26 protein-coding genes are annotated in these 26,212 nt (G+C 72.2%); 13 read left to right on the top strand and 13 right to left on the bottom strand.

Translation table 11 applies throughout. The features are described 5' to 3' along the window. Nucleotides 1-32 precede the first annotated feature (32 nt). Both ACFWPS_RS25205 and ACFWPS_RS25200 read left to right on the top strand, forming a co-directional pair. The gene (locus ACFWPS_RS25205) at nt 33-1,637 is read left to right on the top strand and encodes an FAD-dependent oxidoreductase (protein ID WP_383708426.1); all 1,605 of its coding nucleotides are present in this window, start codon (nt 33-35) and stop codon (nt 1,635-1,637) included. After that, nucleotides 1,634-1,966 carry a 4Fe-4S binding protein gene (locus ACFWPS_RS25200; protein ID WP_383708425.1) on the top strand — a complete coding sequence of 111 codons (333 nt, stop codon included), beginning with the start codon at nt 1,634-1,636 and terminating at the stop codon, nt 1,964-1,966. The genes ACFWPS_RS25205 and ACFWPS_RS25200 overlap by 4 nt, the downstream gene beginning before the upstream one ends. A 35-nt stretch (nt 1,967-2,001) precedes the next feature. Here ACFWPS_RS25200 and ACFWPS_RS25195 read toward each other — a convergent pair whose 3' ends face one another. Both ACFWPS_RS25195 and ACFWPS_RS25190 read right to left on the bottom strand, forming a co-directional pair. Further along, complete coding sequence (locus ACFWPS_RS25195; protein WP_383708424.1) at nt 2,002-2,373, bottom strand: MerR family transcriptional regulator; 372 nt, start codon at nt 2,371-2,373, stop codon at nt 2,002-2,004. 49 nt (nt 2,374-2,422) lie between these two features. Further along, a complete protein-coding gene (locus ACFWPS_RS25190) occupies nt 2,423-3,457 on the bottom strand; it encodes an MDR family NADP-dependent oxidoreductase (protein ID WP_383708423.1) in 1,035 nt (344 codons plus the stop codon). Nucleotides 3,458-4,086: 629 nt separating this feature from the next. Here ACFWPS_RS25190 and ACFWPS_RS25185 point away from each other — a divergent pair. The 4 genes from ACFWPS_RS25185 to ACFWPS_RS25170 are packed head-to-tail and all read left to right on the top strand — an operon-like array spanning nt 4,087 to nt 7,902. Then, nucleotides 4,087-5,115, top strand: coding sequence for an isopenicillin N synthase family dioxygenase (locus tag ACFWPS_RS25185; protein WP_383708422.1), 1,029 nt, complete (start codon nt 4,087-4,089; stop codon nt 5,113-5,115). Then, the gene (locus ACFWPS_RS25180) at nt 5,112-6,416 is read left to right on the top strand and encodes an O-acetylhomoserine aminocarboxypropyltransferase/cysteine synthase family protein (protein ID WP_383708421.1); all 1,305 of its coding nucleotides are present in this window, start codon (nt 5,112-5,114) and stop codon (nt 6,414-6,416) included. The genes ACFWPS_RS25185 and ACFWPS_RS25180 overlap by 4 nt, the downstream gene beginning before the upstream one ends. A gap of 35 nt (nt 6,417-6,451) precedes the next feature. Then, on the top strand, nt 6,452-6,670 hold the full coding sequence (locus ACFWPS_RS25175; protein ID WP_383708420.1) for a hypothetical protein: 219 nt from the start codon (nt 6,452-6,454) through the stop codon (nt 6,668-6,670). Further along, complete coding sequence (locus ACFWPS_RS25170) at nt 6,625-7,902, top strand: LLM class flavin-dependent oxidoreductase (protein WP_383708493.1); 1,278 nt, start codon at nt 6,625-6,627, stop codon at nt 7,900-7,902. Before ACFWPS_RS25175 ends, ACFWPS_RS25170 begins: the two co-directional genes overlap by 46 nt. A gap of 25 nt (nt 7,903-7,927) precedes the next feature. Here the strand turns inward: ACFWPS_RS25170 and ACFWPS_RS25165 are convergent, their stop codons facing one another. Genes ACFWPS_RS25165 through ACFWPS_RS25130 form a run of 8 tightly spaced genes read right to left on the bottom strand, consistent with a single transcriptional unit; the run spans nt 7,928 to nt 16,002 of the window. After that, a complete protein-coding gene (locus ACFWPS_RS25165; protein WP_383708419.1) occupies nt 7,928-8,695 on the bottom strand; it encodes a ferredoxin reductase in 768 nt (255 codons plus the stop codon). Next, complete coding sequence (locus ACFWPS_RS25160) at nt 8,688-9,299, bottom strand: sulfite oxidase-like oxidoreductase (protein WP_383708418.1); 612 nt, start codon at nt 9,297-9,299, stop codon at nt 8,688-8,690. Before ACFWPS_RS25160 ends, ACFWPS_RS25165 begins: the two co-directional genes overlap by 8 nt. Then, nucleotides 9,296-10,639 carry an amidohydrolase gene (locus tag ACFWPS_RS25155; protein ID WP_383708417.1) on the bottom strand — a complete coding sequence of 448 codons (1,344 nt, stop codon included), beginning with the start codon at nt 10,637-10,639 and terminating at the stop codon, nt 9,296-9,298. Before ACFWPS_RS25155 ends, ACFWPS_RS25160 begins: the two co-directional genes overlap by 4 nt. Next, entirely contained in the window at nt 10,636-11,412 is a 777-nt protein-coding gene (locus ACFWPS_RS25150) for a nucleoside phosphorylase (RefSeq protein WP_383708416.1), read from the bottom strand. Before ACFWPS_RS25150 ends, ACFWPS_RS25155 begins: the two co-directional genes overlap by 4 nt. Then, nucleotides 11,409-12,323 carry an ABC transporter permease gene (locus tag ACFWPS_RS25145; RefSeq protein ID WP_383708415.1) on the bottom strand — a complete coding sequence of 305 codons (915 nt, stop codon included), beginning with the start codon at nt 12,321-12,323 and terminating at the stop codon, nt 11,409-11,411. The genes ACFWPS_RS25150 and ACFWPS_RS25145 overlap by 4 nt, the downstream gene beginning before the upstream one ends. Then, a complete protein-coding gene (locus ACFWPS_RS25140) occupies nt 12,323-13,381 on the bottom strand; it encodes an ABC transporter permease (RefSeq protein WP_383708414.1) in 1,059 nt (352 codons plus the stop codon). The genes ACFWPS_RS25145 and ACFWPS_RS25140 overlap by 1 nt, the downstream gene beginning before the upstream one ends. Nucleotides 13,382-13,400: 19 nt before the next feature. After that, nucleotides 13,401-14,969, bottom strand: coding sequence for an ABC transporter ATP-binding protein (locus tag ACFWPS_RS25135; protein ID WP_383708413.1), 1,569 nt, complete (start codon nt 14,967-14,969; stop codon nt 13,401-13,403). Further along, nucleotides 14,950-16,002: a BMP family ABC transporter substrate-binding protein gene (locus ACFWPS_RS25130; protein ID WP_383708412.1), complete on the bottom strand. Its 1,053-nt coding sequence runs from the start codon at nt 16,000-16,002 to the stop codon at nt 14,950-14,952. The genes ACFWPS_RS25135 and ACFWPS_RS25130 overlap by 20 nt, the downstream gene beginning before the upstream one ends. Before the next feature lie 326 nt (nt 16,003-16,328). Between ACFWPS_RS25130 and mtnA the strand changes: the two genes are divergently transcribed. Further along, on the top strand, nt 16,329-17,360 hold the full coding sequence (mtnA, locus tag ACFWPS_RS25125; protein ID WP_383708411.1) for an S-methyl-5-thioribose-1-phosphate isomerase: 1,032 nt from the start codon (nt 16,329-16,331) through the stop codon (nt 17,358-17,360). 66 nt (nt 17,361-17,426) lie between these two features. On the opposite strand, the gene mtnB is transcribed toward mtnA, so the two are convergent. Genes mtnB through ACFWPS_RS25110 form a run of 3 tightly spaced genes read right to left on the bottom strand, consistent with a single transcriptional unit; the run spans nt 17,427 to nt 19,368 of the window. Beyond that, complete coding sequence (gene mtnB, locus ACFWPS_RS25120; RefSeq protein ID WP_383708410.1) at nt 17,427-18,035, bottom strand: methylthioribulose 1-phosphate dehydratase; 609 nt, start codon at nt 18,033-18,035, stop codon at nt 17,427-17,429. Further along, on the bottom strand, nt 18,032-18,766 hold the full coding sequence (gene mtnC, locus ACFWPS_RS25115; protein WP_383708492.1) for an acireductone synthase: 735 nt from the start codon (nt 18,764-18,766) through the stop codon (nt 18,032-18,034). Before mtnC ends, mtnB begins: the two co-directional genes overlap by 4 nt. Nucleotides 18,767-18,768: 2 nt before the next feature. Then, nucleotides 18,769-19,368, bottom strand: a complete 600-nt coding sequence (locus tag ACFWPS_RS25110; RefSeq protein ID WP_383708409.1) for an acireductone dioxygenase — start codon at nt 19,366-19,368, stop codon at nt 18,769-18,771. Between the two features lie 573 nt (nt 19,369-19,941). On the opposite strand from ACFWPS_RS25110, the gene ACFWPS_RS25105 reads away from it, so the two are divergent. The 6 genes from ACFWPS_RS25105 to ACFWPS_RS25080 all read left to right on the top strand — a co-directional run bounded on the left by ACFWPS_RS25105 (nt 19,942) and on the right by ACFWPS_RS25080 (nt 26,097). Continuing rightward, on the top strand, nt 19,942-21,039 hold the full coding sequence (locus ACFWPS_RS25105; RefSeq protein ID WP_383708408.1) for a substrate-binding domain-containing protein: 1,098 nt from the start codon (nt 19,942-19,944) through the stop codon (nt 21,037-21,039). Then, nucleotides 21,026-22,561, top strand: coding sequence for a sugar ABC transporter ATP-binding protein (locus tag ACFWPS_RS25100; RefSeq protein ID WP_383708407.1), 1,536 nt, complete (start codon nt 21,026-21,028; stop codon nt 22,559-22,561). Before ACFWPS_RS25105 ends, ACFWPS_RS25100 begins: the two co-directional genes overlap by 14 nt. Before the next feature lie 35 nt (nt 22,562-22,596). Beyond that, complete coding sequence (locus ACFWPS_RS25095; RefSeq protein WP_383708406.1) at nt 22,597-23,643, top strand: ABC transporter permease; 1,047 nt, start codon at nt 22,597-22,599, stop codon at nt 23,641-23,643. A gap of 13 nt (nt 23,644-23,656) precedes the next feature. Continuing rightward, the gene (gene mtnK / locus ACFWPS_RS25090; protein ID WP_383708405.1) at nt 23,657-24,820 is read left to right on the top strand and encodes an S-methyl-5-thioribose kinase; all 1,164 of its coding nucleotides are present in this window, start codon (nt 23,657-23,659) and stop codon (nt 24,818-24,820) included. A gap of 166 nt (nt 24,821-24,986) precedes the next feature. After that, a complete protein-coding gene (locus tag ACFWPS_RS25085) occupies nt 24,987-25,394 on the top strand; it encodes a DUF6153 family protein (RefSeq protein WP_383708404.1) in 408 nt (135 codons plus the stop codon). An 82-nt stretch (nt 25,395-25,476) separates the two neighbouring features. Further along, entirely contained in the window at nt 25,477-26,097 is a 621-nt protein-coding gene (locus tag ACFWPS_RS25080) for a DUF305 domain-containing protein (RefSeq protein WP_383708403.1), read from the top strand. The last annotated feature ends 115 nt before the right edge of the window (nt 26,098-26,212 follow it).

The raw sequence follows: 26,212 nt of genomic DNA, 5'->3' as shown, positions 1-26,212 counted from the left end.
CCTGATTCCCGGCACGGGAAGGAACGCATGCCATGACCAGCCCCGATTCCGAACAGACCCTCCGTACGGACGTGTTGGTGGTCGGCGGCGGCCCCGCCGGTACCTGGGCCGCGATCAAGGCGGCCCAGGCCGGCGCCGACGTGGTCCTGGCCGACAAGGGCCACACCGGTGCGAGCGGAGCGACCGCGTCGGTCGGTACCGGTATCTGGTACGTCGACGACGTCCCCGAACTGCGCGAGGCCGCCATGGCGAGCAGGGAAGGCCTCGGCGGGTTTCTCGCCGACCGGGACTGGATGGCACGGGTCCTCGACGAGACCCACGCCCGCATGGACGAGCTCGCCCGGGTCCAGCGCTACCCCTTCCCCGTGGACGCTCACGGCCGTCAGCTCCGCGGTGACCTCCAAGGCCCCGAGTACATGCGCCGGCAGCGGATCCGCGTACAGCGCCTGGGCGTACGCATCCTCGACCACACACCCGCGCTGGAGCTGCTGGTCGATGCCGACTCGGTCGTGTCGGGCGCGCGGGCGCTGGACCGCAGGTCCGGTGAGAGCGTCCGCATCGAGGCGGGCGCGGTCGTGCTCGCCGCCGGCGGATGCGCCTTCCGGTCCAAGACCCTGGGCTGTGACGTCAACACCGGGGACGGCGCCCTTATGGCCGTGGAGGCGGGAGCACGGCTGTCCGGGATGGAGTTCTCCAACGCCTACGCCATCGCTCCCAAGGGCACGTCACTGACGAAGACGGCCTACTACTCCTGGGCGAGCTTCTACCGTGCCGACGGTTCGGTACTCGAAGGGGCGGCCAGCAAGGGCGGCAGGTCGGCGATCGCGCGGGCGCTTCTCAGGGAACCGGTCTACGCCCGCTTCGACCGGGCGACACCCGACGACCGGCGAGCGATGCGCAAGGGGCAGCCGAACACCTTCCTCGTCTTCGACCGGCTGGGCATCGACCCGTTCACGGACCTCTTCGAGATCACCCTGCTGGCCGAGGGCACCGTGCGCGGGACGGGCGGGGTACGCATCGCAGGCCACGACTGCTCGACCGACGTCCCCGGCCTGTACGCGGCCGGCGACACCGCGACACGCGAGCTGATCTGCGGCGGCTTCACCGGGGGCGGCAGCCACAACGCCGCGTGGGCCGCCTCCTCGGGCAGCTGGGCGGGCCGGGGCGCCGCCGCGTTCGCCACCCGGCGAGGCCGTCCCGGCCACGGGCTGCGGGCGGTCGGCACGGCCGGTCTGCGTCCGACCGGCGCCGTGACGGTCGGCCACCGCGAGGTCGTCGCCGACGTACAGCGCCAGGTGCTGCCGTACGACCGCAACTACCTGCGGCATGCCGATCGGCTGGGCCCGGCACTGCGCTCCCTGCACGGGACGTGGACCGCGGCGCGCGAAGGGCTGGGCGCACGCGGCGAGGACCTGTTCCGGGCCAGGGAGGCGGCCGCGATGACGGCGCACGGCCGCTGGATGTACCACGCGGCCCTGCAGCGGACCGAGTCGCGCGGCATGCACAAGCGCATCGACCGGCCGGCGCAGGACCCGGCCCAGCACTACCGGCTGCTCACGGGCGGGCTGGACGACGTCTGGAGCCGTCCTGAGTCCGCACCCCGGGCGACGCTCGTCGAAGGAGGGCTGGCCGCGTGATCGAGATCGTCGAACCGGACCGCTGCATCGGATGCGACCTGTGCATCGACGTCTGCCCGACGCGCGTGTTCGACCGCGGCCCGGACGGCGTCCCCGTGCTCGCGCGACAGGGAGACTGCCAGACCTGCTTCCAGTGCGAGGCGTACTGCCCCACCGACGCCCTCTTCGTCGCGCCGCTGGTGACCCCGGCCGCTCCGGGTTCGCGCTTCCACGATGTCGGCGAGCTGGCGGAGTCCGGCCTGCTCGGCGGATACCGCCGCGAACTCGGCTGGGGCAGGGGACGGGCACTCGGCGCCCGTACGGCGGTCGGGCCCGTGTACCCCGACTGAGAACCGGCGCCGACCCCGCCGACGGCGACGTGTCGTCACGGCTGACGGAAGGTGCGCAGAGCCAGTCCTTCGCGCAGTCGGGTCAGCCGGTCGATCTCGGCGTCGAGGGCCGCGAGCCTGCGTGCGATCACCCCGAAGCCGGGTCGGTCGCTGTCGGGGTGCCCGCATCGCCCCGGAGGGATCTCGCCGAGCCGGGCGAGCCGGTCGGCGAGACTGCGCAGGTCCTCGACGGTGAGACCGAGTGCCAGCAGTTCACGGATGACACGGACCCTGGCCACCTCGTCCGGCCCGTACTCACGCTGCCCGGCGGCCGTGCGCCGCGGTGGCGGCAGCAGCCCCCGTTGCTCGTAGAACCGCAGTGCCCGCGGAGTCGTCCCCGCCGCTGCCGCCGCATCCCCGATCCGCATGTCCGCCCCCGAGCATCAGCCTCCGCCGCCGCGACCGCGCGCCGACGTGTCACCGTGGCGGCAACTCCACGACGACGGTTCCGAAGTGCCGCCCCTCGAACAGTTCCTGCAACGCCCGAGGGGCCCGATCCATGCCCGGGATCCGCGCATGCGGGAAGGTGATCTCGGCGGAGCGCAGCCAGCCCCCGAAGCGCTTGGTCCACTCCGCCCCGACGCCGGGATGGTCCTGTCCGCTGTAGCCGTGCAGCGAGACGCCCTGGCCGACGAGGCGGAAGGTGTCGATCTCCGCGGGTGAACTGCCACCGCCGCGGCTCGGCGACAGCTGTCCCGACAGCGCTCCCACCAGGGCGAAGCGGGCGCCCCGGCGCGCGGTGCGCACGGCCGCGGTCAGCTGCTCACCGCCGACGCTGTCCAGGAGCACGTCGATGCCGTCGGGTGCCGCCGCGGCCAGTTGCTGGTCGAGGGGCCTCGCCCCGGGCACCACGACCGCGTCGTAGCCCAGTTCGGCCCGCAGCCGCTCGGCCTTGGCCGGCGACCGGGTGCTGCCGATGACCCTCCCGGCGCCCAGCAGCCGGGCGATCTGGCCCGCCAGCGTTCCCACGGCTCCGGCCGCTCCCGTGACGAACACCGTGTCGCCGGGGCGGACTTCGGTGAGCCGGGTCAACGCCCCGTAGGCGGCCGACCCGGACGAGAGATGGGCCACCGGGTCGGGCAGGAGGTCGCCGAGCGGAGTGCAGTCCGTCGCCGCGACGAGTGCGTACTCGCGCCACCCGAGCAGATGCGTGACCGTGTCCCCCGGACGCAACGGACCGCCGGGCCCGGCCGCGACGACCTCGCCCACCGCGGGACCGTACAGCGCGTCGCCGGGGTGGATGCGGGGGAGCGGCATGCCGTCGGCCTCGTCGCCGATCAGCGTGCGCAGCCCGGGAAAGACGAGGAAGTACTGGTTCCGGACGAGGACTTGTCCCGGCCCGGGGTGGGGGACCGGCCTTGGCGTGATCGTGAGGTGTTCGGGTCCGGGCAGCCCGCCGGGTGTGTCGGCCAGCAGGATGTCGCGGGACGTGGAGGGCAGGTCGGCTGCCATGTCGGGGCTCCTGAACGGGTTCGAGGGTGAGCGAGGGCGCGAGCGAGGGCTGGGCAGCCGGACCGGTCGGGCTGCCGGAGCGCAGAACCTAACCCCTGACGCGTACGTCAAGGGCAAGTCGGTCGTGATGCCTCTCGATCGCGGGCTCTGCCCGGCCGACGACGTCCGCGACCGGCAGCGCGAGAGTGACATGTCCGCACAACGCCGGGCCCGGCGGTGACCCCGTAGCTCGCGCACACCCTCGGCCGGCTGTCCTCCTGGCGTCGGTACGAGCCAGGCGCGCGGAAGCTCGGGCCTACCGCGAGGCGGGTACACGAATCCGGGGGGGGGACTGCGCGTCGGCGGAGCCGTCCTGTCTCGCCCGCCGGGACGCGTGGTGGACGCACCGATCCCCGGTGTGCTTTCATCCGGCCATGAAGACCACTGGCCCGGCGCACACGGTGCTGCTCGACCCGTTCTGGGTGAGCCGCCGCGCGGACCAGTTCGACCAGGTCTGTTGCTGACCGCCGTCCCACGGCTCGCGACCTCGTTCCCCTCTTTCTGCCTGCTGGTTCCGGCTGCCTCCGACCAACCCATGTCCAGGGCGAGTTGTGAGGGCAGCCGGCCGCCGTTGCCGCGAAGGATCCCCCATGGCCCAGCCCACAGCCCTGCCCGTCATCGACATCTCCCGCTTCCGTGCCGCGGACACCGATCGTGCCGCCTTTCTCGCCGAACTCCGGTCCGCGGCCCACGAGGTGGGGTTCTTCTACGTCACCGGACACGGTGTCCCCGCAGCCCTCCGGGACGAGGCGCTGACCGCGGCACGCGCCTTCTTCGCCCTGCCCGAGCAGCAGCGACTGCAGATCGAGAACCTCAACTCGCCCCAGTTCCGCGGCTATACCCGCACCGGCACCGAGTACACGGCGGGCAGCGCCGACTGGCGGGAGCAGATCGACATCGGTCCGGAGCGCGCGGCGTCGGACACCGGCCCGGACGATCCCGACTACCTGCGCCTGATCGGCCCCAACCAATGGCCCTCCGCCCTCCCGGACCTGAAGGGCATCGTGCTGCGCTGGCAGGCGGAGGCGCTGCGGGTCAGCCGGGAGGTGCTGCGGGCCCTCGCGGCCGCGCTCGGACAGGACGAGGGCTACTTCGACCAGTGGTTCGACGACGAGGCGGCCGTCCATGTGAAGATCGTGCACTACCCGCCACGGGCCGCGCAGGACGCCGACCAGGGGGTGGGCGCGCACAAGGACTACGGCTACCTCGCCCTCCTCCAGCAGGACGACGTCGGCGGGCTCCAGGTGCAGCGCGAGGACGGCGGCTGGATCGACGCGGTGCCGGTGCCCGACGCCTTCGTGTTCAACATCGGCGAGATGCTGGAGATCGCCACCCAGGGCTATCTGAAGGCCACGCAGCACCGGGTGGTCAGCCCGCAGCCGGGCGTCGACCGCTACTCGATCCCCTTCTTCCTCGGCCCGCGCCTCGACGCGGTCGTCAAACCGCTGGAACTCCCCGCCGAACTGGCCGCGCTGAGCCGGGGCGTCACCGACGACCCGGACAACCCGCTGCTCGCGGCCTTCGGCGAGAACGCGGTCGTCGGCTGGCTCCGCTCGCATCCACGGGTCGCCGAGCGCTGGTGGTCCGACGTCCTCGCCAGGCAGGAGGGCGACCGATGAGCGCCGGCAACTGGGCCTTCGAGACCCGGCAGGTGCACGCCGGCGCGGTCCCCGACCCGGCCACCGGCGCGCGGGCGGTACCGATCCACGCGACCGCCGGCTATGTCTTCCGGGACACCGGGCACGCCGCCGCGGCCTTCGAACTGGCCGACCTCGCCACCCACGCCTACACCCGGCTGTCGAACCCGACCACCGCGGTGGCGGAGGAGCGGATCGCCGCCCTGGAAGGCGGTTCGGCCGCGGTCGCCGTGGCCAGCGGCCAGGCCGCGACCAGCCTCGCCCTGCTCAACCTGGCCCGCGCGGGCGACCACATCGTGGCCTCGTCGTCCCTGTACGGCGGCACCCGCACCCTCCTTGAGCACACGTTCGCCGACTTCGGCATCGACGTCACCTTCGTCGACGACCCGGACGACCTGGGCGCCTGGTACACGGCCGCACGCCCCACCACGAAGGCGTTCTTCGGCGAGACCCTCGGCAACCCGCGCGGCAACGTCCTCGACACCGAGGCGGTCGCCCGCATCGCCCACGAGGCCGGTGTCCCGCTCGTCGTCGACAACACCGTACTCACCCCCTACCTGCTGCGGCCCCTCGAACACGGCGCCGACATCGTCGTGCACTCCACCACCAAGTTCCTCTCCGGCCACGGCACCGGCATCGGCGGGGTCGTCGTGGACAGCGGTCGCTTCGACTTCGGCGCGGACCCCGGCCGCTGGCCCGGACTGACCGGCCCGGACCCGACCTACAACGGGCTGTCGTTCTGGGACTCCTTCGCAGACGTCGGACTCGCCTACGCACTGCGCCTGCGCACCCGGCTGGTGCGGGACCTGGGCCCGGCCGTCTCCCCCTTCAACAGCTTCCTGCTCCTGCAGGGCCTGGAGACGCTGAGCCTGCGCATCGAACGGCACGTCGCCAACGCGCAGGCGCTCGCCACCTGGCTGGAGGAACAGCCCCAGGTGACGCGGGTCCACTACGCGGCGCTGCCCTCCAGCCCCTGGCGGACACAGGCCAAGCGCTACCTGCCGCGCGGCGCCGGAGCGGTGCTCGCCTTCGAACTCGCGGGCGGTCTGGAGGCGGGGAGGCGCTTCGTCGAAGGGGTCCGGCTGTTCAGCCATCTCGCGAACATCGGCGACGTCCGCAGCCTCGTCATCCACCCCGCCTCCACCACCCACGCCCAGCTGGACCCCGCCCAGCAGGCCGCGGCCGGGGTCACCCCCGGCCTGGTACGGCTTTCGGTCGGCATCGAAGGCGTCGAAGACCTGATCGCCGACCTCGACGCAGGCCTGCGAGCAGCCGCCGTATGAAATCCACCGCACGCGCCCGAGGAGCCCGATCCGCCATGCGCCGCAGCACCGCACTCCGCCTCGCCGCCACCGCGGTCCTCGCCGGCCTGGCCGCGACCGCCTGCGGCACCGGCGCGGCCGACGACCCCGCGAACGCCGGACAGACCAGCCAGGCGGCCCAGCCCACCGCCATCGCCTCAACGCCTTTCTCAAGCCGCCGGGGGAGTACCTGGCCGCCTGGCGGCACCCGGACACCGCCGCCGACGCGGGCGTGAACATCCGGGAGGTCCTCTCCTTCGCCCGGACCGCCGAACGGGCCGCGTTCGACGCGGTGTTCCTCGCCGACCTCGTCGGCGTGCCGTTCGCGAGCGAGGACGTGCTCAGCCGGGTCAGCGTGGTCAACGACTCCTTCGAACCGACCACCCTGCTCGCCGCGCTCGCCGCCGGCACCTCCCGGATCGGCCTCATCGCCACCGCCTCGACCAGCTACAACGAGCCCTATCACGTGGCCCGCACCTTCGCCTCCCTCGACCACATCTCCGGCGGCCGGGCCGGCTGGAACGTGGTGACCTCCCTCAACGACGGCGAGGCCCAGAACTTCGGCCTGGACACCCACCTCGACCACGCCACCCGCTACGAACGCGCCGAGGAGTTCCACGACGTCGTCACCGGGCTCTGGGACTCCTTCGAGGACGACGCCTTCCGCCACGACCAGGCCGACGGAATCTACTTCGACCCGGCCAAGCTGCACGCCCTGAACCACGAGGGCAAGCACCTCAGGGTCGCCGGGCCCCTCAACATCGCCAGGCCCCCGCAGGGCCACCCGGTGATCGTGCAGGCGGGCGCCTCCGAGGCGGGCAAGAACCTCGCCGCCCGTGTCGCCGACGTGATCTTCTCCGGCATCAGGGACCTGGGCCGGGCCCAGGAGTTCTACGCGGAGATCAAGGAGCGCGCCGCCGCCCACGGCCGCGACCCGGACCACCTCAAGGTCCTTCCGGCCCTGTCCGTGGTCACGGCCCCCACCGCCGCCGAGGCCGAGGCCGAACTGGCCCGCCTCACCGAACTGCTGCCCCCGCAGGTGGCCCTGGCCGACCTCTCCTACTGGCTGGGCGGCTTCGACCTCAGCGGCTACCCGCTCGACGGTCCGCTGCCCGAACTCCCCGTCTCCAACCAGTCGCACACCGCCCAGCAGCAGATCTACGAGGACGCCCGCCGCGACAACCTCACCATCCGCGACCTCGTCCGGCGCGTCGCCGACGACGACCGCACTCTGACCGGCACACCCGAGGAGATCGCCGACCACATCGAGGAGTGGTTCCACGGCCGCGCCGCCGACGGCTTCAACGTGGTCTTCCCCTACCTGCCGGGCACCCTCGACGACTTCGCCGACCTGGTCGTCCCCGAACTGCGCCGGCGCGGCCTGTTCCGCACCCGGTACACGGGCACCACGCTGCGCGAACACCTGGGTCTGCCGCGGCCGGCCGGGCGGCCCGCACAAGGGCCGTGAACCCTCCGGAGCCCAGGGTCCGGGGTCAGCCGAAGCGCTCCACGCGGATCCGCGCCACCGGCTGGCCCAGCCCGGCGAGCAGCCGGGAGGCGTGCTCGGCGAAGGCGTTGGAGCCGCAGACGTACGCCTCCCAGCCCCCGGCCGGAGGCTGCGCCAGGTATGGCTCCAGGTGGGCGGCCGAGAGACGGCCGGGCCGCACTCCGGGCGGGCCCGTGCGGGTGAAGACGGGCGTGGTCTCCTCCCCGTACTCGTCCGCGTAGATCAGGTCCTCGGGAGTGCGCGCCGAGACCAGCAGGCGCACGGGAACGGTCAGCCGGCGCAGACGGTGGTCGCGGACCATCGACATCAGCGGTACCACGCCGGACCCGGCGCCCAGCAGCAGGGCCGGCCGGTCACCGGGCCAGGCGAAGAACCCGCTGAGCGGGCCGCGTACCTCGACGGTGTCGCCGGGCCGCGCCACCGTGTGGAACCAGCCGGACACCTCGCCGCCCTCGACGTGGTCGAGGGTGAGCTCGACGTGGCCGCTGTCGCCGGGCGGTGACGCGATGGAGTAGTGGCGCTGGGCGACGTATCCGTCGGCGGCCGTCAGGCGCAGCATCAGGTGCTGGCCGGGCAGGTGGCCCGCCCAGCCGGGCACGGCGAACCGGAACGTCGAGGCGCGCGGCGTCTCGCGGCGGACCTCGACCAGGCGGGCCGGCTGCCAGGTGGCCGCGGCACGGTTGCTCACGGCGATCCGTCCCGGCACGGCGAACCGGGTCGGGGGAGCGAGGGCCCCGGTCGTGCTCTCAGTCACCGGCGTACCGCTCCTCGTTCCAGGGGTTCCCGCGGGCGTGGTAGCCGTTCTGCTCCCAGAAGCCCGGCTCGTCGTGGTCGAGGAGGCGCAGGCCTGCGATCCACTTGACGCTCTTCCAGAAGTACAGGTGGGGCACCACGAGCCGTGCCGGGCCGCCGTGCCCGGGGTCCAGTGGCTCACCGCCGAACTCCCAGGCTATCCAGGCGCGTCCGCCCGTCAGGTCGGACAGCGGCAGGTTCGTGGTGTACCCGGTGTGCGCGTACGCGACCGCGTGCGTGGCCGAGGAGTGCGGGCGGGCGAGGTCCAGGAACGAGTCCAGGGACACTCCGCCGAACCGCACCCCGAACTTCGACCAGCTGGTGACGCAGTGGATGTCCCCCTCGTACCCGGACCGCGGCAGCGCGTGCGCCTCCTCCCACGACCAGGTGCGCTCCTCGGCCACCAGTCCGTCGACGCGGAACGTCCAGTCGTCGGGCGTGAGGTCGGGGGTGACCTCGGCGGACAGCACGGGCCACGAGTCCCCCGCGTCGTACTGGCCGGGCGGCAGCCGTGGATCGCGGTCGTCGGCGCGTGAGCGTCCCGTGAAACCCCGGGTGACGGTCATGCCAGGACCTCCAGGTCGGACTCTGCGTCCAGGCCGGACCGTGCGTCCAGGTCCGACAGGGCTTTGAGGGCCGCGGCCTCGTCGAGGGTGGTGAGCGCGCGGTCGCGCATCAGCACCCGCCCGTCGACGACCGTGTCCCGTACGTCGGAGGAGTGGGCGGCGTAGGCGAGCATCGACCACTCGTCGTGGCGCGGGGTGAGATGAGGCTTGCCGAGGTCCAGCACGATGAGGTCCGCGCGCTTGCCCGGCTCCAGAGAGCCCAGCTGCCCGGCGAGGCCGAGTGCGCGGGCGCCCTCGATCGTCGCCATGCGCACGGCCTGCTCGGCGCCGACCGCCGTGGGGTCGCCGCCCGCCTTGTGCACGAGCGCGGCCTGCCGCACCGCTCCCAGCAGGTCGAGGGTGTTGGAGCTGACCGCGCCGTCCGTACCGAGCCCGACGGTCACGCCCGCACCGAGCAGCCGGGGCACGGGAGCGATGCCGCAGCCGAGCTTGAGGTTCGACACCGGGCAGTGGGCGACCGAGGTTCCGCTGCGGGCCAGCGCCACGATCTCGGGTCCCGTCAGGTCCACGGCGTGGGCGAGCAGCAGATCGGGGCCGAGCAGTCCGAGCGAGTCCAGCAGCTCCACGGGGCGCCTGCCGTGCGCCACCTCGACCGTGGCGACCTCGATGGCGTTCTCCGCGGCATGGATGTGCAGCAGCGCGCCGAACTCCCGGGCCAGCGCGGCGATGTCGGTCAGCTGCTGCGGAGACAGCGTGTAGGCGGAGTGCGCGAAGAGGACGGGCCGGGTGCCGGGCCGGGCCCGGCGTGCCGCCAGGTCGCGGCGGGCCCAGTCGAGGCGGTCCTCGTAGGCGATGCCGTCCGCGGGGTCCGGTACGTCCATGAAGGTGGGACCGGTGTGCAGCCGCCAGCCCGACTCCCGCGCGACGCGCTCTGCGGCCTCGTGGAACCAGTACATGTCCAGGGCGGAGGTCACGCCCGCCCGTACGCTCTCGGCGACCGCCACCCGGACCGCCGCGGCCACGTTCTCCGGCGACAGCAGCTCGCCCTCCCAGCGGATCACCCGTTCCAGGAAGCCCTGCAGCGTCACGTCGTCCGCGCGGCCGCGCAGCAGCGTCATCGCCAGGTGGGTGTGGGTGTTGACGAGGCCGGGCATGACCAGGCAGCCGGTCGCGTCGAGCGTGTCGGCGGCGGCGTACCGGGCACGCAGTACCTCCGCGGGGCCGACGGCCAGGATCTCGCCGTCGCCGATGGCGACGGCCCCGTCGCGTACGAGGGTGCCGGTGTCGTCGACCGTGAGGACGTCACCGCCGTGAACGAGGAGGTCGGCAGGGACGCTCACGCCCCATCCCCTTCCTCCGCAGGATCCTCCGCCAGCAGCCGGAGGGCCTCCAGTGAGACGACGGCGCCGCGCTCCACGCCCCGCACCACGACCTCGCGGTGGGGGTTGTAGTGACCTGTCGACAAAGGTGCCTCCTCGTCGACCAGTTCGTCCGCGTTCGCGCCGTCCACGACGAGCACCCCGCCCGCGACGAGCCCGCGCAGCGAGGCGGTCACGAGCAGCGCCGACAGCTCCATCTCGATCGCGGCGAGCCCGGCCCTGTCGTACGCGTTCAGCGGCAACAGCCCCGGCTGGAAGGCGGCCCGGGTCCACACGATGCCCCGGTGGTGCGGGGCGCCCGCCTCGCGTGCGGCGCGCCGGAGCGCGAACACCGCCTCGGGGGCGGACACGGCCGGGTACTCGGGCGGCAGCAGCTGCTGGGTCACGCCGTCGTCGCGCACGGCCGCCTCCGCGATCACGAGGTCGCCGTCCCGGATCCCGGGCTTCATCGCGCCCGCGGTGCCGAACCGCAGAAGCGTGCGGACACCCGCGTCCGCCAGCTCCTGGAAGAGCAGGATCGCGCCCGGCGCACCCACCCCGTGCGAGGCGACGGTGACCGGCAGCCCCTTCCAACTGCCGCTGAAGACCCGGTATTCGCGGTGGTACGAGATCTCCTCGGCCCCCTCCAGCAGCGCGGCGACGTCCGCCGCGCGCGCCGGGTCGCCCACGACCAGGGCACGGGGTGGCAGGCCGGTGCGGGGTATGCGGGTGACGGGCAGCAGGTCGTGGGTCATGAGGCGACTCCGGAAGGTCCGGTGGAACGGGTGGAACCGGTGGAACCGGTGGAACCGGTGGTACGGGGGGTACGGCCACGGCGCCGTGCCGTCGTGAGGAACAGGGCCCCGAGGGTGACGACGTAGGGCGCGGCGTCGGTCGCCTGCTGCGGCAGGCCGAGGCCCTGAAGACGGAAGCCCACGGCCTCCGCGATGCCGAACAGCAGCGCGGCGAGCAGCACGCCGAGCGGCATCGCACGGCCCAGCATGACCGCCACGACCGCGATCCAGCCACGCCCGGCCGTCATGTTCTCGGAGAACAACGTGACGTTGCCCAGGGCGAGTTGCGCCCCGGCGAGCCCGCACAGCACCCCGGACACGAGCACCGCCGCGTACTTGTGGCGGGCCGGGCTAACGCCGAGCGACGCCGCGGCGTCCGGAGCCTCGCCGACACCGCGCAGGCGCAGCCCCCAGACGTGCCGGGACAGCAGCACGGCGGCGACCACGACGGCGGCCCACGCCAGGTAGGTCAGGGGCGAGAAGCCTCCGACGAGCGGGAGCCCGGCGAGGCTCGGGTCGTCGAAGGTGCCCTGGACTCCGAAGACCGTACGGAGCAGGTAGCTGGTCAGGCCCGCCGCGAGGAGGTTCATGGCCACCCCGAGGACCACCGCGTCACCGCGCAGCGTGACCGCGCCCACGGCGAGGATCAGCGAGTACGCGGCGGAGGCGACAGCGGCCGCCAGCACACCGAGCCACGGGCTGCCGGTGAACCAGCTGGTGGACACGGCGGTGAAACAGCCCACCAGCATCAGGCCTTCGAGGCCGATGTTGAAGACGCCCGCGCGCTCGCACAGTGCGCCGCCGAGCGCGGCCAGCAGGATCGGGGTGAGCGCGCGCAGCACGGACATGAGGAGATCGGAGTCGAAGAACATCAGGCCGGCTCCCCTTGGGCGACGAGCTCCCGGCTGTCGGCTGCCTTGCGCCTGCGCGGGAAGCGCAGCCGGGCCGCCAGGAAGACGATGACGATGGCCTGCAGCACCTGCGTCAGCTCCCGCGGCACCTCGGTGGTGCGTTCCATGGCGAGCCCGCCGACCTGCAGCACGGCGAAGAAGAACGACGCGAGGACCGTGCCCAGCGGGGCGGCGGACGCGAGCAGCGCGGCGGTCAGCCCCGTCCAGGTGTAGCCGGGCGAGGTGAGCGAGCCGTCGAGGAACCGGTACGGGAAGCTCAGCACACCGATCGCGCCGACGAGCCCGGCCAGCGCCCCCGAGGTCGCCATCAGACGCAGCGTCAGACCCTTGCGGTCCACGCCCGCGTAGGCGGCGAAGCGGGAGTTGAGGCCGGTCATCCGGATCTCGTAGCCGACGGCGGTACGGGAGTCGGTGAACCAGTACGCGGCCGCGGCGAGCGCCACCAGCAACAGCCCCACCGTCACGGTGGACGAGCCGAAGGCGGGCAGCGCCACGCCCCCGGGAAGCTGTCGCGTCTGCGGCAGGCTGGAACCCGGCTCCTTGAGCGGATAGCGGACCAGGTAGGAGGCGAGGCTGACCGCCGGATAGCTGAGCAGCAGGCTGCTCACCAGGAGCGGGACCCCGAGGCGGTTCTCGCACAGCGCCGCGAGCGCGGCGTACGCGCCGCCGGCCGCCATGCCGGCGAGCAGCGCGAGCACCACGGTGAGGGACGGGGGCAGCGGCGAGTACAGCCCGGTGACGGCGGCGGCGATCCCGCCCAGCACCATCTGCCCGTCTCCGCCGAGGTTGATGAGCCCGGCGCGCAGCGGGACGGCCAGGGCGAGCGCCATGCCCAGCACGCTGGTGAGGGTGCTCAGTGTGGCGTCGATCCCGTCGGCCCCGAGCGAACCCGAGATGACGGCGCCGTAGGCCGCGAGCGGATCGGCGCCGGTGCCGATCAGGAACAGCGCGCCGATGACGACTCCGGCGAGCAGGGAGAAGGTGACGGGGGAGCGCAGCGCCTTCGATACCCACGTCACGTCCGGTATGCGGGCCATGTCAGTCTTCGTCTCCGTCCTGCACGGCGGCGGACCGCTGCACCGTGCCGCCGGCCATCGCCAGGCCGAGCGTGCGTTCGTCCGCCGCGTCCTTCGGGTACGCGGCCGTGACCCGGCCCTCGTACATCACCAGGACCCGGTCCGAGAGCCCGCGGATCTCGCTCAGCTCGGCCGAGACCAACAGGACGGCGTGGCCCGCGTCGCGGTAGGCGACGATCCGGTCGTGGATGTTCTGGACGGCGCCGATGTCGACGCCACGGGTGGGCTGCTCGACCAGCAGCAGCGGGGCTTCGTGCGCGAGTTCGCGTCCGATCAGCAGCTTCTGCAGGTTGCCGCCGGAGAGCGTCGCCGCGGGCAGTTCGGGCGTGGCCGCCTTGATGCCGAAGCGCTCGACGAGACGCCGCGCATGGGCGCGTACGGCCGCGCGCGGCAGCAGACCGCGCCGGGAGGACAGCGCCGTGCGGTGGTGACCCATCGCCAGGTTGTCCGCGACGGACGCGGCGGGTGCGGTGCCCACCGCGTGCCGGTCCTCGGGTACGTAGGCGAGGCCCGCGGCGCGGTGGCCGGCCGCCGAGGCGTGCGTGACATCCTGGCCGGAGAGGGTGACTCGGCCGGCGGTGACCGGTCGCAGCCCGGCCAGTGCCTCGACGAGCTCGCTCTGGCCGTTGCCCGCGACGCCCGCGACACCGACGATCTCGCCCGCCCGGACCGTCAGGTCGACGTCGCGTACGGCGTCTCCCGCGCTCAGTCCGGCGACGTCGAGCACGACGTCCCCGGGGGTGCCGGGTGCGTGCACGCGGTCCAGTTCCACCGAGCGGCCGGTCATCGCCGCCGCGATCTCGTCGGCGGTGGTCTCGGCGGTACGCAGCCGTGCGGCGACCCGGCCGTCGCGCAGCACTGTGACGTTGTCGCTCACCTCCAGCACCTCGCGCAGCTTGTGCGTCACGAGGATCACCGTGCGGCCCTCGGCGGCGAGCGACCTGAGGACGGCGAACAGGGCGTCGGCCTCGGCCGGTGTGAGTACCGCGGTCGGTTCGTCGAGGATGAGGGTGCGGGCGCCGCGGTGGAGCAGCTTCAGGATCTCGACGCGCTGCCGCAGCCCCACCGGCAGGTCGCCGACCCGGGCGTCCGGATCGACGGAGAGGCCGTGCTCCTCGGCGAGTTCGCGTACGCGGCTGCGCGCGGCGGCCCGGTCCACCAGACCGAACCGGCGCGGCTCGGCCGCGTAGACGACGTTCTCGGCGACGGTCAGCGAGTCGAACAGCTTGAAGCTCTGGTGGACCATGCCGAGCCCGGCGGCCATCGCGTCCCCCGGGTCGCCGAAGGACACCTCGCGCCCGTCGATGCGTACGGAACCGGCGTCGGGCCGTTCCATCCCGTACAGCACCGACATCAGCGTGGACTTGCCCGCGCCGTTCTCACCCATCAGGGCGTGGATCTCGCCATGGCGGACGGTCAGGTCGACGGCGTCGTTGGCGAGCGTGCCGGGGAACCGCTTGGTGACGCCCCGGAGTTCGACGGCCGGGGCCTCGACGGCCCTGGCCGGCCGGTCACTTGGCTGCGGGGTCATCGACCGTCAGCTCACCGGAAACTATCTGGTCACGCAGCGCCTTGACCTTCGTCAGGACGTCCTTGTGCTGGGCGATCACGCACTTGGACGAGTCGACGCCGGCCTCCAGCCCCGTCAGGCTGATGCCGCCCTCCTTCAGGCCGTACGACACGGTCGTGCCCGTCCTGCCGCCGAGGACCGTCTCGACGCCCTTCTCCACGGCGACGTCCGTGCGCTTGATCACGTTGTCGACGACGGTGCCGGGCGCCGACGGGCACTGGTTGACGTCGACGCCGTACGCGAAGGCGCCCTTGGCCTTCGCGGCCTCGAAGACGCCGTAGTTGCCGGCCGCGGCGGCCGCCATGATCTGGTCGTAGCCCTTGGACAGCAGGGTGTTGGCCTGCTCCTTGGCGCGGGCGGAGTCGTCGAACGGGGACTGGCCGCCGACGAAGCGGGTGGAGGTCTCGGTCTTCGCGGCGACCTTCTCGGCGCCGGCCGCGAACGGGTCGCTGTAGCGGCGGAACTGGGGTGTGTCGAGCACGTCCACCGCGCCGACCTTGCCCGACCTGCTGAGCAGGCCCGCCTCGGCGCCCGCGAGGTAGACACCCTCGTGCTCGCGGAAGACCGCGCAACTGACGTTCTTGTACGTCTTGGTGGTGCACGCGTCGACCATCAGGAACTGCTGCTTCGGGTTCTTCTCGGCCTGCTGCGCGACGATGTCGGCGAACTCGAAGCCGACCAGCACGATGACGTCCGGCTTGGCGTCGACGGCGGCCTGCACGTTCTGCTGCTGGGAGGCGGTGTCCGTGGACTCGTAGACCTTCGAGGTCCCGTCATGCTGCTCCGCCGCTTCCTTGATGCCGCTGACGGCCAGCTTCAGGAACTCGTTCTCCCCGACGGAGTCCGGGGTGACGAGGGTGAAGGACTTGCCGCTGCTGCCCGCGGAGGCGGACGTGTCGTCCTTCTTGGCGGCCGCGTTGCAGGCGGTGGCGAGGAGGACGGTGCCGGCGGCGAGCGCGGTCAGCTGGAGGGTACGGCGGTGTCTGCGGTGCATCGGGGGACCTTCCGGATACGGCAAGGCGCGCTCGGCGGTGGGCGCGTGAGAGTGGGTGATCGGACGACGGTGTGCTGAGGGGGGAAGGCTCAGCAGGGACAGCAGTCGCCGGTGCAGCGGCCGAAGTCGAGGAACAGACGCCGGGTGAGCATCGGCATGTGTCCTCCTTCGTCGTCTCGAACCGCGGAACGGGGGTATCGCCCCGTGGAATGCGGGTGCTGGACTGTAACACCCGGATCCGGCCAACCGCCCATCTGTCTCGAACTGTGGTTCTCCCAGGTCATGTACGGTGGCAAGCGCCGTCAGAACATCAGGAGTGTCCCGTTATGTCCCAGGAACTGCGTGCCGTCGACTGGACGGGAACCGGTCTCACGCTCATAGACCAGACCCGGCTGCCGCATCGCACCGAGACGGTGGATGTCCGGGATGTGGACACCCTGGTGGACGCGATCCAGCGGCTCGTGGTGCGGGGCGCGCCCGCGATCGGGGCGGCGGGCGCCTACGGCGTCGCTCTCGCGTTGCTCGAAGGCGAGCGGGAGGGCTGGAGCGAGGCCCAGGTGCGTGCGGCCGTGGCCCGCATACGCGAAGCCCGCCCGACCGCGGTCAACCTGATGGTGTGCGTGGACCGGGTCATGGCCCGCTTCGCGGAGGGCCTCGACGCCGTGCTGGCGGAGGCCGTCGCCGTCCAGCGCGAGGACGTCGAGGCCAACCGCGCGATGGGCGCGTACGGAGCCGACTGGCTGCTGAAGAAGGCCGGCGCGGACCGGCCGCTGAGGATCCTCACCCACTGCAACACGGGCGCACTGGCCACGGCCGGCTGGGGCACGGCGCTCGGTGTCATCCGTGAACTCCACGCGCGCGGGCGCCTGGAGGTCGTCCACGCCGACGAGACGCGCCCGCTGCTCCAGGGCTCCCGCCTGACCGCCTGGGAACTCGTCCAGGAGGGCATCCCGCACTACGTCCAGGCCGACGCGGCCGCCGCCGGGACCATTCTGCGCGGCGAGGTCGACGCGGCGATCGTCGGCGCCGACCGGATCGCGGCCAACGGCGACACGGCGAACAAGGTGGGCACGGTGGGTGTGGCCCTCGCGTGCGCGTACGCCGGGATCCCGTTCCTGGTGGCGGCGCCGACGACCACGGTCGACCTGTCCACGCCGACCGGCGACGACATCCACATCGAACTCCGCGGCGAGGACGAGGTGCTGGAGTGGGCCGGCGTCCGCACTGCGCCCGCCCAGTCACGCGGCCACAACCCGGCGTTCGACGTGACGCCGGGCCGGCTGGTGACGGGGCTGGTGACCGAGCGCGGCGTCCTGGAGGTGTCGGCGGGGGAACTGCCCGGCGACCGGCTGCGCTGAACACGCCGAAGGCCACGGTCGACCGACCGTGGCCTTCGTTCCTCTCACCGCTCGACCAGACTCAACTCAACGCCGCGTCAGCTCCAACTCCAGCAGCCATTCCACGACTTCCGTGTGGTGCCGGGCCTGCCGCGGATCGGCGCCCCACACGTACAGCCCGTGCCCGGCGACGACCACCGCGGGCATCCGCGGCTCCCGCGCCGCCGCCAGCCGGTCCCCGAGCACCTTCATGTCCTGGCTGTTGGCGATGACCGGGAGCGTCACCTCGACGTCATGGGCCGGCTGTCCGACGCCCTTGAGCATCTCCAGGTCCCGGAAGACGATCCCGCCCGGCTGCCGGTGACCCATCGCCACCGACGCCACGGTGTGCACGTGCACCACCGCGCCCGCGCCCGTCAGCGCGGCCACGCGCGCGTGCAGCTCGGCCTCCGCCGAAGGCCTGCCCTCGCCCACGGCAGCGCCCTGACCGTCGACCAGCACCACGTCCGCGGGCGTCAGTTCGCCCTTGTCGTGGCCGCTCGCGGTGACCGCAAGGCGCAGCGGCTCCCGGGAGAGCACCACGGACAGGTTGCCGGACGTGCCGCGCATCCAGCCGAAGGAGGCGAACCGGGCGGACTCGGCGGCGAGGACCGCCCCCGCCTCCTCAAGGTCGGATGCGGTGATGTCGGCGCTCACGTGGTGCTCCCGGTCGTGCTGATGCTGATCTCGTCGAACGTCCCGGCCTGTGCGTGGTCGCCGACGCCTTGCTGGTAGAAGGGCTCTCCGGGGCGCCGGATCCCGACGGTGCGCCAGCCCGCCGCGCGGGCCGCGTCCAGCTCGCCGGGCCGGTCGGAGAGGAACAGGAGCCGCCCGGGCGCGAGACCCGTCGACTCCGCGATACGGCGGTAGGACTCCGGCTCCTGCTTGGGACCGGCGTTCTCGGTGTCGTACAGGCCGGAGACCAGGGGCAGCAGATCGCCCTCGGGGGTCGAGGAGAACCACGCCCGCTGGGCCGCCACCGAACCGGACGAGTACACGTACAGCCGCAGGCCCGCAGCGTGCCAGGCGCGCAGGGCCGGTACGACGTCGTCGTAGAAGTGCGAGACGAGGTCGCCGAGGGCGAAGCCCTCCGACCAGATGAGGCCCTGCAGTGTCTTCAGCGGGGTCGCCTTGCGGTCCTCGTCGAGCCAGGCGTCAAGGGTCTTCACGACCGCGGCCGCGTCGGCGTGCGGGTCGCCGGTCAGCTCGCGCACCTGCGCGAGAGCCCGTGCCACCTCCGGATCGCCGCTCCGCTCGGCGAGCAGTGCCGCGAAGCGAGCGCGCGAGTACGGGTACAGCACGTCCACGACGAAGCCGGTGGCGCTCGTGGTGCCCTCGATGTCGAGCACCACGGCGTCCACGTCGAACCGGAGGGCCGGGACCGGCAGGCTCACACCGCGCCCTTGTCCGCCTCGTACCCGGCCGCGATCGTGTCGTAGTCCGGGAAGCGGGACGAGATGGTCGCGCCGGTGAAGTTGCCGATCCAGCCGTCCTCCTCGTGGAAGAAGCGGATCGCGGTGAACGACGGCTTCGTGCCCATGTCGAACCAGTGGGTGGTGCCGCGCGGCACGCCCAGCAGGTCGCCCTTCTCGCAGAAGACCGCGTGCACCTCCCCGTTCACGTGCAGGTAGAAGATGCCGGAGCCGGAGACGAAGAAGCGGACCTCGTCATCGTCGTCGTGGGTGTGTTCCTGCAGGAACTTCTCCCGCGCGGCCTTCGCCTTCGCCGGGAACTCGGGGTCGTCGCTGGGGTGCAGGCCGAGGACGTCGACCGTGGTGAAGCCCTCCTCGGCGTTCAGCTTGTCGATCTCGGGACCGTACGAGGCGAACACGGTCTCGCTGTCGGCGTCGAACGGCACGTCCTCGCGGATCGGCCACTGCTCGTAGCGCACACCGAGCGGCTTGAGCGCCTCCGCGATCTCGGTGGGGTCCGAGGTGCGGCGGATCGGGGTCTCGGGGCCGGACTCGGACCACGTCGTCAGCAGCGTCATGGGAGCAACTCCAGGAGAGGGAAGGAAAGTCCGGATACCGAGACGGACCGGACGAGCGGGAGGGGAATCGGAGACGGCACGCAACAGCGGCGGACGGCGGATCAGCCGCGACAGTGCGCGCGGGTACAGCGGCACATGCCATGCATGGGCAGCGCGTTCGCGCAGGGTGTCGTCATCGGGGCCTCACTGTGCCGGATCGGGTGCCGGTTCCGTGATGGTAACTCCCGGCCGGACGATCACCGGCTGTGACGCTTCGTCGTCTCACGTGCTGAGAAACCGCTTCCATTTCTTTGACGGACGGCTGAAAACGTTCCCATGATCTGCCTATGAAGACGCTGCTGCTGGTGCGGCGGCTGTACGTGGACCTGCTCCGGTCGACCACGGCCAGCTGTCGCTGACCTCTCCCGGAGCCCCCGCACGCCCGCATGCCGCATGTGGTGCAGTGGCGCATTCCTGTTCCCGCTCCGGTCCAAGCCACCGTCTTCTTCGGCGCGTTGTCCCGCGTTTCCGCGCGTTGTCCCGCGTTCCCTCTCCGCGTACCCCTCGCACCACCCCTTGCACCTGGAGCCCGTCATGTCCCGTGTCCGCCTGCCTCTCGCGCTCTCCCTGGCGTCCGTCTCCGCCCTGGTCCTCTCCGGCTGCTCGCAGTCCTCGGACGCCTCCACCAGGACGGGCAGCGACACCGCCGCCTCGGCCTCGGCCGCCACCGGCAGGAAGCCCGCCCCGTTCAGCAAGGGCACGGTCAAGGTCGCCCTGGTCCGGCAGAGCGGCGCCGGCGACTACTTCGAGCAGTGGGGCAACGGTGCCAAGGCCCAGGCCAAGGCCCTCGGTATCGACCTGACGGTGTACGACGCCCAGGCCGACAACGCCAAGCAGGCCACCGACCTCTCCTCCGCCATCAACTCCGGCGCACAGGCGATCATCATCGACCACGGGTTCCCGGCCACCATCCAGCCGGAGATCGACCAGGCCGTGAAGAAGGGCATCAAGGTCGTCGTGTACGACGTCGACCAGACCAACAAGTCCGTGGTCAGCACCGAGCAGGACGACGCCAGCATGGCGCAGGCCGTCCTCGACGTGATGGCCAAGACGGTCGGCAAGAACACCAAGGTCGGCTATGTCAACGTGGCCGGCTACGCCGCCCTCGACAAGCGCGACTCGGTCTGGAAGAAGGCGCTCACCGCCAACGGCTGGACCCAGGAGTTCAAGGTCGGCAAGGTCACCGACTCGACCGCCACCGACAACGTCCCGCTGGTCTCCGCCGCGCTGACCCAGCACTCCGACGTGACGGGCGTCTTCGCGCCCTACGACGAGCTCGCCAAGGGCACCGTCCTCGCCGTGCAGAACAAGAAGCTGCAGAACAAGGTGAAGGTCTTCGGCGCGGACGTCTCCAACGCCGACATCCAGAACATGACGGCCGCCGGCAGCCCCTGGGTCGCCACCGCCGGCACCGACCCGTCCGCCGTGGGCGCGGCCGTGGTCCGCACGGCCGCGCTGGAACTGGCCGGTCAGCTGGACAAGTCCTCCGTCGAGTTCCCGGCCGTCGCCATCACCCGGGACTTCCTGGTCAAGAACAAGATCGAGAACATGGACCAGCTGCGCACCGCCCTGCCCGCGCTGAACCTCTCCAAGGTCAGCACCGCGGACTGGATCCCCGATGTCGCCCACTGAGACGGCACTTGAGGGGACGCCCGCCGTCAGCCTGACGGACGTCAGCATGGCCTTCGGCGGCAGGACGGTGCTCGCCGGCGTGTCGCTCGACATCGCCCCGGGCAGCGTGGTCGCGCTGCTCGGCGCGAACGGCGCCGGAAAATCAACGCTGATCAAGATCCTTTCGGGCGTGCACGCGGGTCACGGCGGTGAGGTACGGGTCGCAGGGGAGCCCGTAGCTCTCCAATCCCCCCATGAGGCCCGCCAGTTGGGTATCCAGACGGTCCACCAGCGCATCGGCGAGGGCATCGTGCCCGGCCTCGGCGTGGCCGAGAACCTGGTCTTCGAGGAACTGGCCCAAAGGCGCGGCAACCCGTTCCTGAGCGGCGGCCGCACCCTGGCCCGTGCCCGCGAGATCCAGGCAGGCCTCGGCCTGGACTGGAGCGACGCGGTCCTGCGCCAGGACGTCACCGAACTCGGCATCTCCGACCGCCAGTTGCTGGTCCTCGCCCGCGCCCTGGCCACCCGCCCCCGCCTCCTCGTCCTCGACGAACCCACCTCCGCGCTCTCGGCGGCCGAGGCCGAACGCCTCTTCGCGCTGGTCGCGAAGATGCGCGACGACGGCATCGCGGTGCTCTACGTCTCCCACCGCCTCGGCGAGATCGACGCCCTCGCCGACCGGCTGGTCGTGCTGCGCGACGGCCGTCTCACCGAGGACCAGGCCAGGCCCTTCGACTGGGACGCCGCCCTGCGCGCGATGCTCGCCCAGACGCACGAGGCCCGGACGGCCCGCCCCACCCGCGAGGGCGACCAGGGCGGGACCGTCCTCTCCCTGCGCGGGGTGCAGCTCTTCGACGGCAGTGCCCCGCTCGACCTCGACCTGCGCACCGGCGAAGTCACCGGTGTCGTCGGCCTGCTGGGTGCGGGCAAGACCGAGCTGGCCCGCGGCCTGTTCGGCGCCGAGCCCTTCCGCACCGGGACCGTCGCACTGGACGGCAGGGCCTACGCGCCCCGCCGCCCGGCCGACGCGATCCGGGCCGGTGTCCACCTGGTCCCCGAGGACCGGCACGCCGACGCGCTCGTCCCGGGCTGGTCGGTGGCGCAGAACATCTCGCTGCCGTTCCTCAGGTCCCTTTCCCTCGCGGGCCTGGTGAACCGCTCCCGCGAGGACGCCCTCGGCCGCGCCACCATCGACGCCCTCGGGGTCGTCGCCCGCGACGAGCACAGCACCGTGGAGGAACTCTCCGGCGGCAACCAGCAGAAGGTGGTCGTCGGTCGCTGGCTCGCCGAGACCCCCCGTGTCCTCATCCTGGACGAGCCGTTCCGAGGAGTGGACATCGGCGCCCGCCGCGACATCGGCCGCCGCGCCCGCACCCTGGCCGCCGAGGGCGCGGCCGTGCTCGTCCTGTCCGCCGACGTCGACGAGATCCTCGAGATCGCCGACCGGGTCGTCGTCCTCGCGGCCGGCGAGGTCCACCTCGACGCGTACGGCGAGGAAGCGGAGCGCGACCGCGTGATCCAGACCATCGCCGGGTCCGTCTGAGCCCCCGACACCGGCCGCCGAAGGAAGCAGCACCCATGACCACCACCCAGAGCACCGGGACCCCCGCCAAGGCGGCGACCCGGCCCACGGCCACCGCCGCCGCACGCGTCCAGAACGTCGTGATCAAGTACGGCTTCATCCTCGTCACGGTCGCGCTCTTCCTGTACTTCGCGCTGAGCGAGGGCACCTTCCGCGAGTCCGCGACCCTCCTCGACACGCTCCGGTACGTCTCCGTCGCCGCGATCCTCGGACTCGGTGTCACCCTCACCATGGCCGTCGGAGGAATGGACATGTCCGTCGGTGCCGTCGCCGGACTCGGCGTCTCGGTCGCCGCCCAGACGATGGTCGTCCACAACCAGATCGGCACGGTCGCGATCGTCGCGGTGCTGGCGGCCGGCGCCCTCGCGGGCCTGCTCAACGCGCTCCTGATCGTCGTACTCAAGATCCCCGACATGCTGGCCACCCTCGGCACCATGTTCGTGATCCAGGGCGGCAAACTCATCCTGGTCGACGGCCAGTCCATCACCCCGGGCATGACGATGTCCGACGGCAGCACGGCACCCGGGAAGTTCACCGCGGGCTTCCTGCGCATCGACCGCGGCACGGTCCTGGGGATCCCCGTCTCGGTCCTGATCTTCGGCGCGCTGACGGTCGCCGCCTGGGTCTTCCTCGCCCGCACCCGCTGGGGCCGGATCCTGTACGCCATCGGCGCCAACCCGGAGGCCTCCCGGCTGGCCGGCATCCGCGTCGGTGCCTACCGCGCGCTGGCCTACGTCATCTCCGGTGTGCTCGCCTCGGTCGGCGGCCTGATCCTGGCCTCCCGCATCGGCCAGGGCGACGTGAGCGCCGGCACCTCCCAGCTCCTGGAAGCGGTCGCCGTCGCCCTGGTGGGCACCTCGGTGCTGGGCCGGGGCCGCCCCAACGTCTGGGGCACGGCCCTGGGCGCGGTCCTCATCGGCATCATCACCACCGGCCTGACCATCAAGGGCCTGCCGTACTACACACAGGACGTGGTCGAGGGCGCCGTCCTCATCCTGGCCCTGGTCTTCAGCTTCACCCTGTCCAAGCGCCGTATCGCATAAGGAGACCGACACCATGGGCTACCGCATCCTGGACACCGACGACATCCCGGGCTACCTGCGCGAGCGCGGCCACTGGGACGACCTCGACGACATCCACGTCCGCGAGGTCTCCGACGGCAATCTCAACCGCGTGTTCCTGGCGGCGAACAGCGCCGGCACCCGTAGCCTCGCCGTGAAGCAGGCCCTGCCCTGGGTCCGCGTCGCCGGCCCCTCGTGGCCGCTGAGCCCCGACCGCTCAGACGCCGAGGCCCGCGCCTACGAGCAGATCGCCAAGGTCGCCCCGGACAAGATCCCCGCGATCCACGGCTACGACGCCGAGAACCACGCCCTCGTCATGGAGGACCTGTCCGACCTGAAGGTCCTCCGCACGCACCTCAACGAGGGCGGCTCCTACGGCCCGCACACCTCGGCCCGCATCGGCGAACTCGTCGCCCAGCTCTCCTTCGCCACCAGCGACTTCGGCATGCCCTCCGCCGAACGCAAGGCCCTGATCGCCGCCTCCGTCAACCCCGAACTCTGCAAGATCACCGAGGACGTGGTGCTGTCGGAGCCGTACGTCGAGCACGAGCACAACCACTGGCACCCCGGACTCGACGACCTGGCCGCCGAGTTCCGCGCCGACACCCGGCTGCGCACCGAGGTCGCCGAACTCCGCCACGTCTTCATGACGAGCGGTCAGGCACTGCTCCACGGCGACCTGCACACCGGCAGCGTCATGGTCGGCCGACGGGACGGCACCGACGTCGTCCGGGTCTTCGACCCCGAGTTCTCCTTCGTCGGCCCGGTCGGCTTCGACCTCGGCCTGTACTGGGCGAACGTCCTCGTCTCCGGGGCCCGTGCGCACGCGCTGGGCGCCGAGGGCGATCACGCCGGTCAACTGGGGCTGAGCTGGGAGGGGTTCGAGGCCGAGTTCCGCCGCCTGTGGCCGTCGCGTGTCGACACCTTCTTCGACGACGCCTATCTGGAGCGGTTCCTGGGCCGGGTCTGGACGGAGTCGGTCGGCTTCGCGGGTACGGAGATCATCCGCCGCGTCATCGGCTTCGCCCATCTCACCGACCTGACCACACTGCCCGACCCCCTTCAGGTGGCCGCCTCCCGCCATGCCCTGCTGCTGGGCCGCGAACTCGTCGTCCGCCGCGCCGAACTGGGAGACCCCGAGTCCATCCGCGTACGGTGACAGAGCCGCGAACCGGATACCTCCACGCCGACCGCCTGAAGACCTGGGACGACCGGGCCCACGTCTCCCGGGCGCGGGGCGGCACGGGGTGAGTCTGCCTCCGAACGGCTCGTCTTGAAGCGGGCCTGTGCCGGCCGGCTCTCAGGGCATGCATAGGATGGCCCCGATGCGCCCCACCGAGCAGCCCGCCCCGCGACCGCCGTACCGGCGGTGGCGCGCCCTGCTCGTGCTGGGACTGCTGACCGGACTGCTCGGCATGCACGCGCTGGCACCCGGCGGTGTCATGGGACGGCACGGCGGCCACGAGCGCGCCGTCTCCGCCACGGCGGCCATGATCACCGCGTACGACGGCTGCTCCGACGACGACGGCCACTGCGGCGACCACCATGCGCACCACGCCGACGCGACCTGCGCCTCCGGTGCGGTGAGCGGCGGACCGGCGCTGCCCGCGCTGGTCCCGGACCCGGGTCCCGTACTCGTGACCGCCTGCCCCGTGCCCGTCGGCCCGGTCACGGCACCGGAAGGCGCACGGGCACCCCCCGACCTGGCCGAACTCCAGCTCCTGCGGATCTAGAGGCACCCGAGCCGGCCGCGCGCGGACAGCGCGGCGGTCGTGCTCCCGCGTGCCCGCTCAGACCTATCGCAGGAGATCCAGCATGACCACCACGCGTACCCGTGCCGTCCTCGTCGCGCTCACCGCGACCGCCGCCCTCGCCCTCACCGCGTGCGGCAGCGGCGACGACAGTGCCGACACCGCCAGCACCGCACACGCGTCGCACTCGGCGGCAGCCGGCGCCACCGCCACCGCCGGTGCCCACAACGCGCAGGACGTGTCCTTCGCGCAGACCATGATCCCCCACCACCAGCAGGCCGTGGAGATGGCCGGGCTCGCCGCCGACCGTGCCTCCTCCGCCCAGGTGAAGGACCTCGCCGCCCGGATCGAGAAGGCCCAGGACCCGGAGATCAAGACCATGACCGGCTGGCTCACGGCGTGGGGCGAGGAGGTGCCCATGGCGGGCATGGACCACAGCGGTCACGCCGGCATGGCCGGGATGATGTCCGACAAGGACATGACCATGCTCAAGCAGGCCAAGGGGACGGACTTCGACACGATGTTCCTGACCATGATGGTCGAGCACCACCAGGGCGCCGTCGAAATGGCCGGCACCGAGAAGGCCAAGGGTGACTACGCCCCGGCCACGAGCCTGGCCGCCGGCATCGTCACCGCCCAGAACGCCGAGATCAAGGAGATGAACAAGCTCCTCGGCAAGGGCTGATCACCGATCGGGGCGGGGGGGGCGGCCGCCCCCGCCCCCCCCCGGGGGGGCCCGTCCGGGGGGGGGGGGGGGGGGGGGGGGGGCGCCTCGCTTACCGGCGCTTGCAGGGTGCCTC

This window comes from Streptomyces sp. NPDC058457, from assembly GCF_042720695.1.
Classification (GTDB): domain Bacteria; phylum Actinomycetota; class Actinomycetes; order Streptomycetales; family Streptomycetaceae; genus Streptomyces.
This window is presented reverse-complemented; position numbering and strand designations above follow the sequence as displayed.

Bases quoted from the DNA above. Each gene is read 5' to 3' on its own strand.
- ACFWPS_RS25205 (WP_383708426.1), top strand. From the start codon at position 33: ATGACCAGCCCCGATTCCGAACAGACCCTCCGTACGGACGTGTTGGTG.
- ACFWPS_RS25195 (WP_383708424.1), bottom strand. From the start codon at position 2,373: ATGCGGATCGGGGATGCGGCGGCAGCGGCGGGGACGACTCCGCGGGCA.
- ACFWPS_RS25190 (WP_383708423.1), bottom strand. From the start codon at position 3,457: ATGGCAGCCGACCTGCCCTCCACGTCCCGCGACATCCTGCTGGCCGAC.
- ACFWPS_RS25185 (WP_383708422.1), top strand. From the start codon at position 4,087: ATGGCCCAGCCCACAGCCCTGCCCGTCATCGACATCTCCCGCTTCCGT.
- ACFWPS_RS25180 (WP_383708421.1), top strand. From the start codon at position 5,112: ATGAGCGCCGGCAACTGGGCCTTCGAGACCCGGCAGGTGCACGCCGGC.
- ACFWPS_RS25175 (WP_383708420.1), top strand. From the start codon at position 6,452: ATGCGCCGCAGCACCGCACTCCGCCTCGCCGCCACCGCGGTCCTCGCC.
- ACFWPS_RS25160 (WP_383708418.1), bottom strand. From the start codon at position 9,299: ATGACCGTCACCCGGGGTTTCACGGGACGCTCACGCGCCGACGACCGC.
- ACFWPS_RS25150 (WP_383708416.1), bottom strand. From the start codon at position 11,412: ATGACCCACGACCTGCTGCCCGTCACCCGCATACCCCGCACCGGCCTG.
- ACFWPS_RS25145 (WP_383708415.1), bottom strand. From the start codon at position 12,323: ATGTTCTTCGACTCCGATCTCCTCATGTCCGTGCTGCGCGCGCTCACC.
- ACFWPS_RS25135 (WP_383708413.1), bottom strand. From the start codon at position 14,969: ATGACCCCGCAGCCAAGTGACCGGCCGGCCAGGGCCGTCGAGGCCCCG.
- ACFWPS_RS25130 (WP_383708412.1), bottom strand. From the start codon at position 16,002: ATGCACCGCAGACACCGCCGTACCCTCCAGCTGACCGCGCTCGCCGCC.
- mtnA (WP_383708411.1), top strand. From the start codon at position 16,329: ATGTCCCAGGAACTGCGTGCCGTCGACTGGACGGGAACCGGTCTCACG.
- ACFWPS_RS25110 (WP_383708409.1), bottom strand. From the start codon at position 19,368: ATGACGCTGCTGACGACGTGGTCCGAGTCCGGCCCCGAGACCCCGATC.
- ACFWPS_RS25105 (WP_383708408.1), top strand. From the start codon at position 19,942: ATGTCCCGTGTCCGCCTGCCTCTCGCGCTCTCCCTGGCGTCCGTCTCC.
- ACFWPS_RS25100 (WP_383708407.1), top strand. From the start codon at position 21,026: ATGTCGCCCACTGAGACGGCACTTGAGGGGACGCCCGCCGTCAGCCTG.
- ACFWPS_RS25095 (WP_383708406.1), top strand. From the start codon at position 22,597: ATGACCACCACCCAGAGCACCGGGACCCCCGCCAAGGCGGCGACCCGG.
- mtnK (WP_383708405.1), top strand. From the start codon at position 23,657: ATGGGCTACCGCATCCTGGACACCGACGACATCCCGGGCTACCTGCGC.
- ACFWPS_RS25085 (WP_383708404.1), top strand. From the start codon at position 24,987: ATGCGCCCCACCGAGCAGCCCGCCCCGCGACCGCCGTACCGGCGGTGG.
- ACFWPS_RS25080 (WP_383708403.1), top strand. From the start codon at position 25,477: ATGACCACCACGCGTACCCGTGCCGTCCTCGTCGCGCTCACCGCGACC.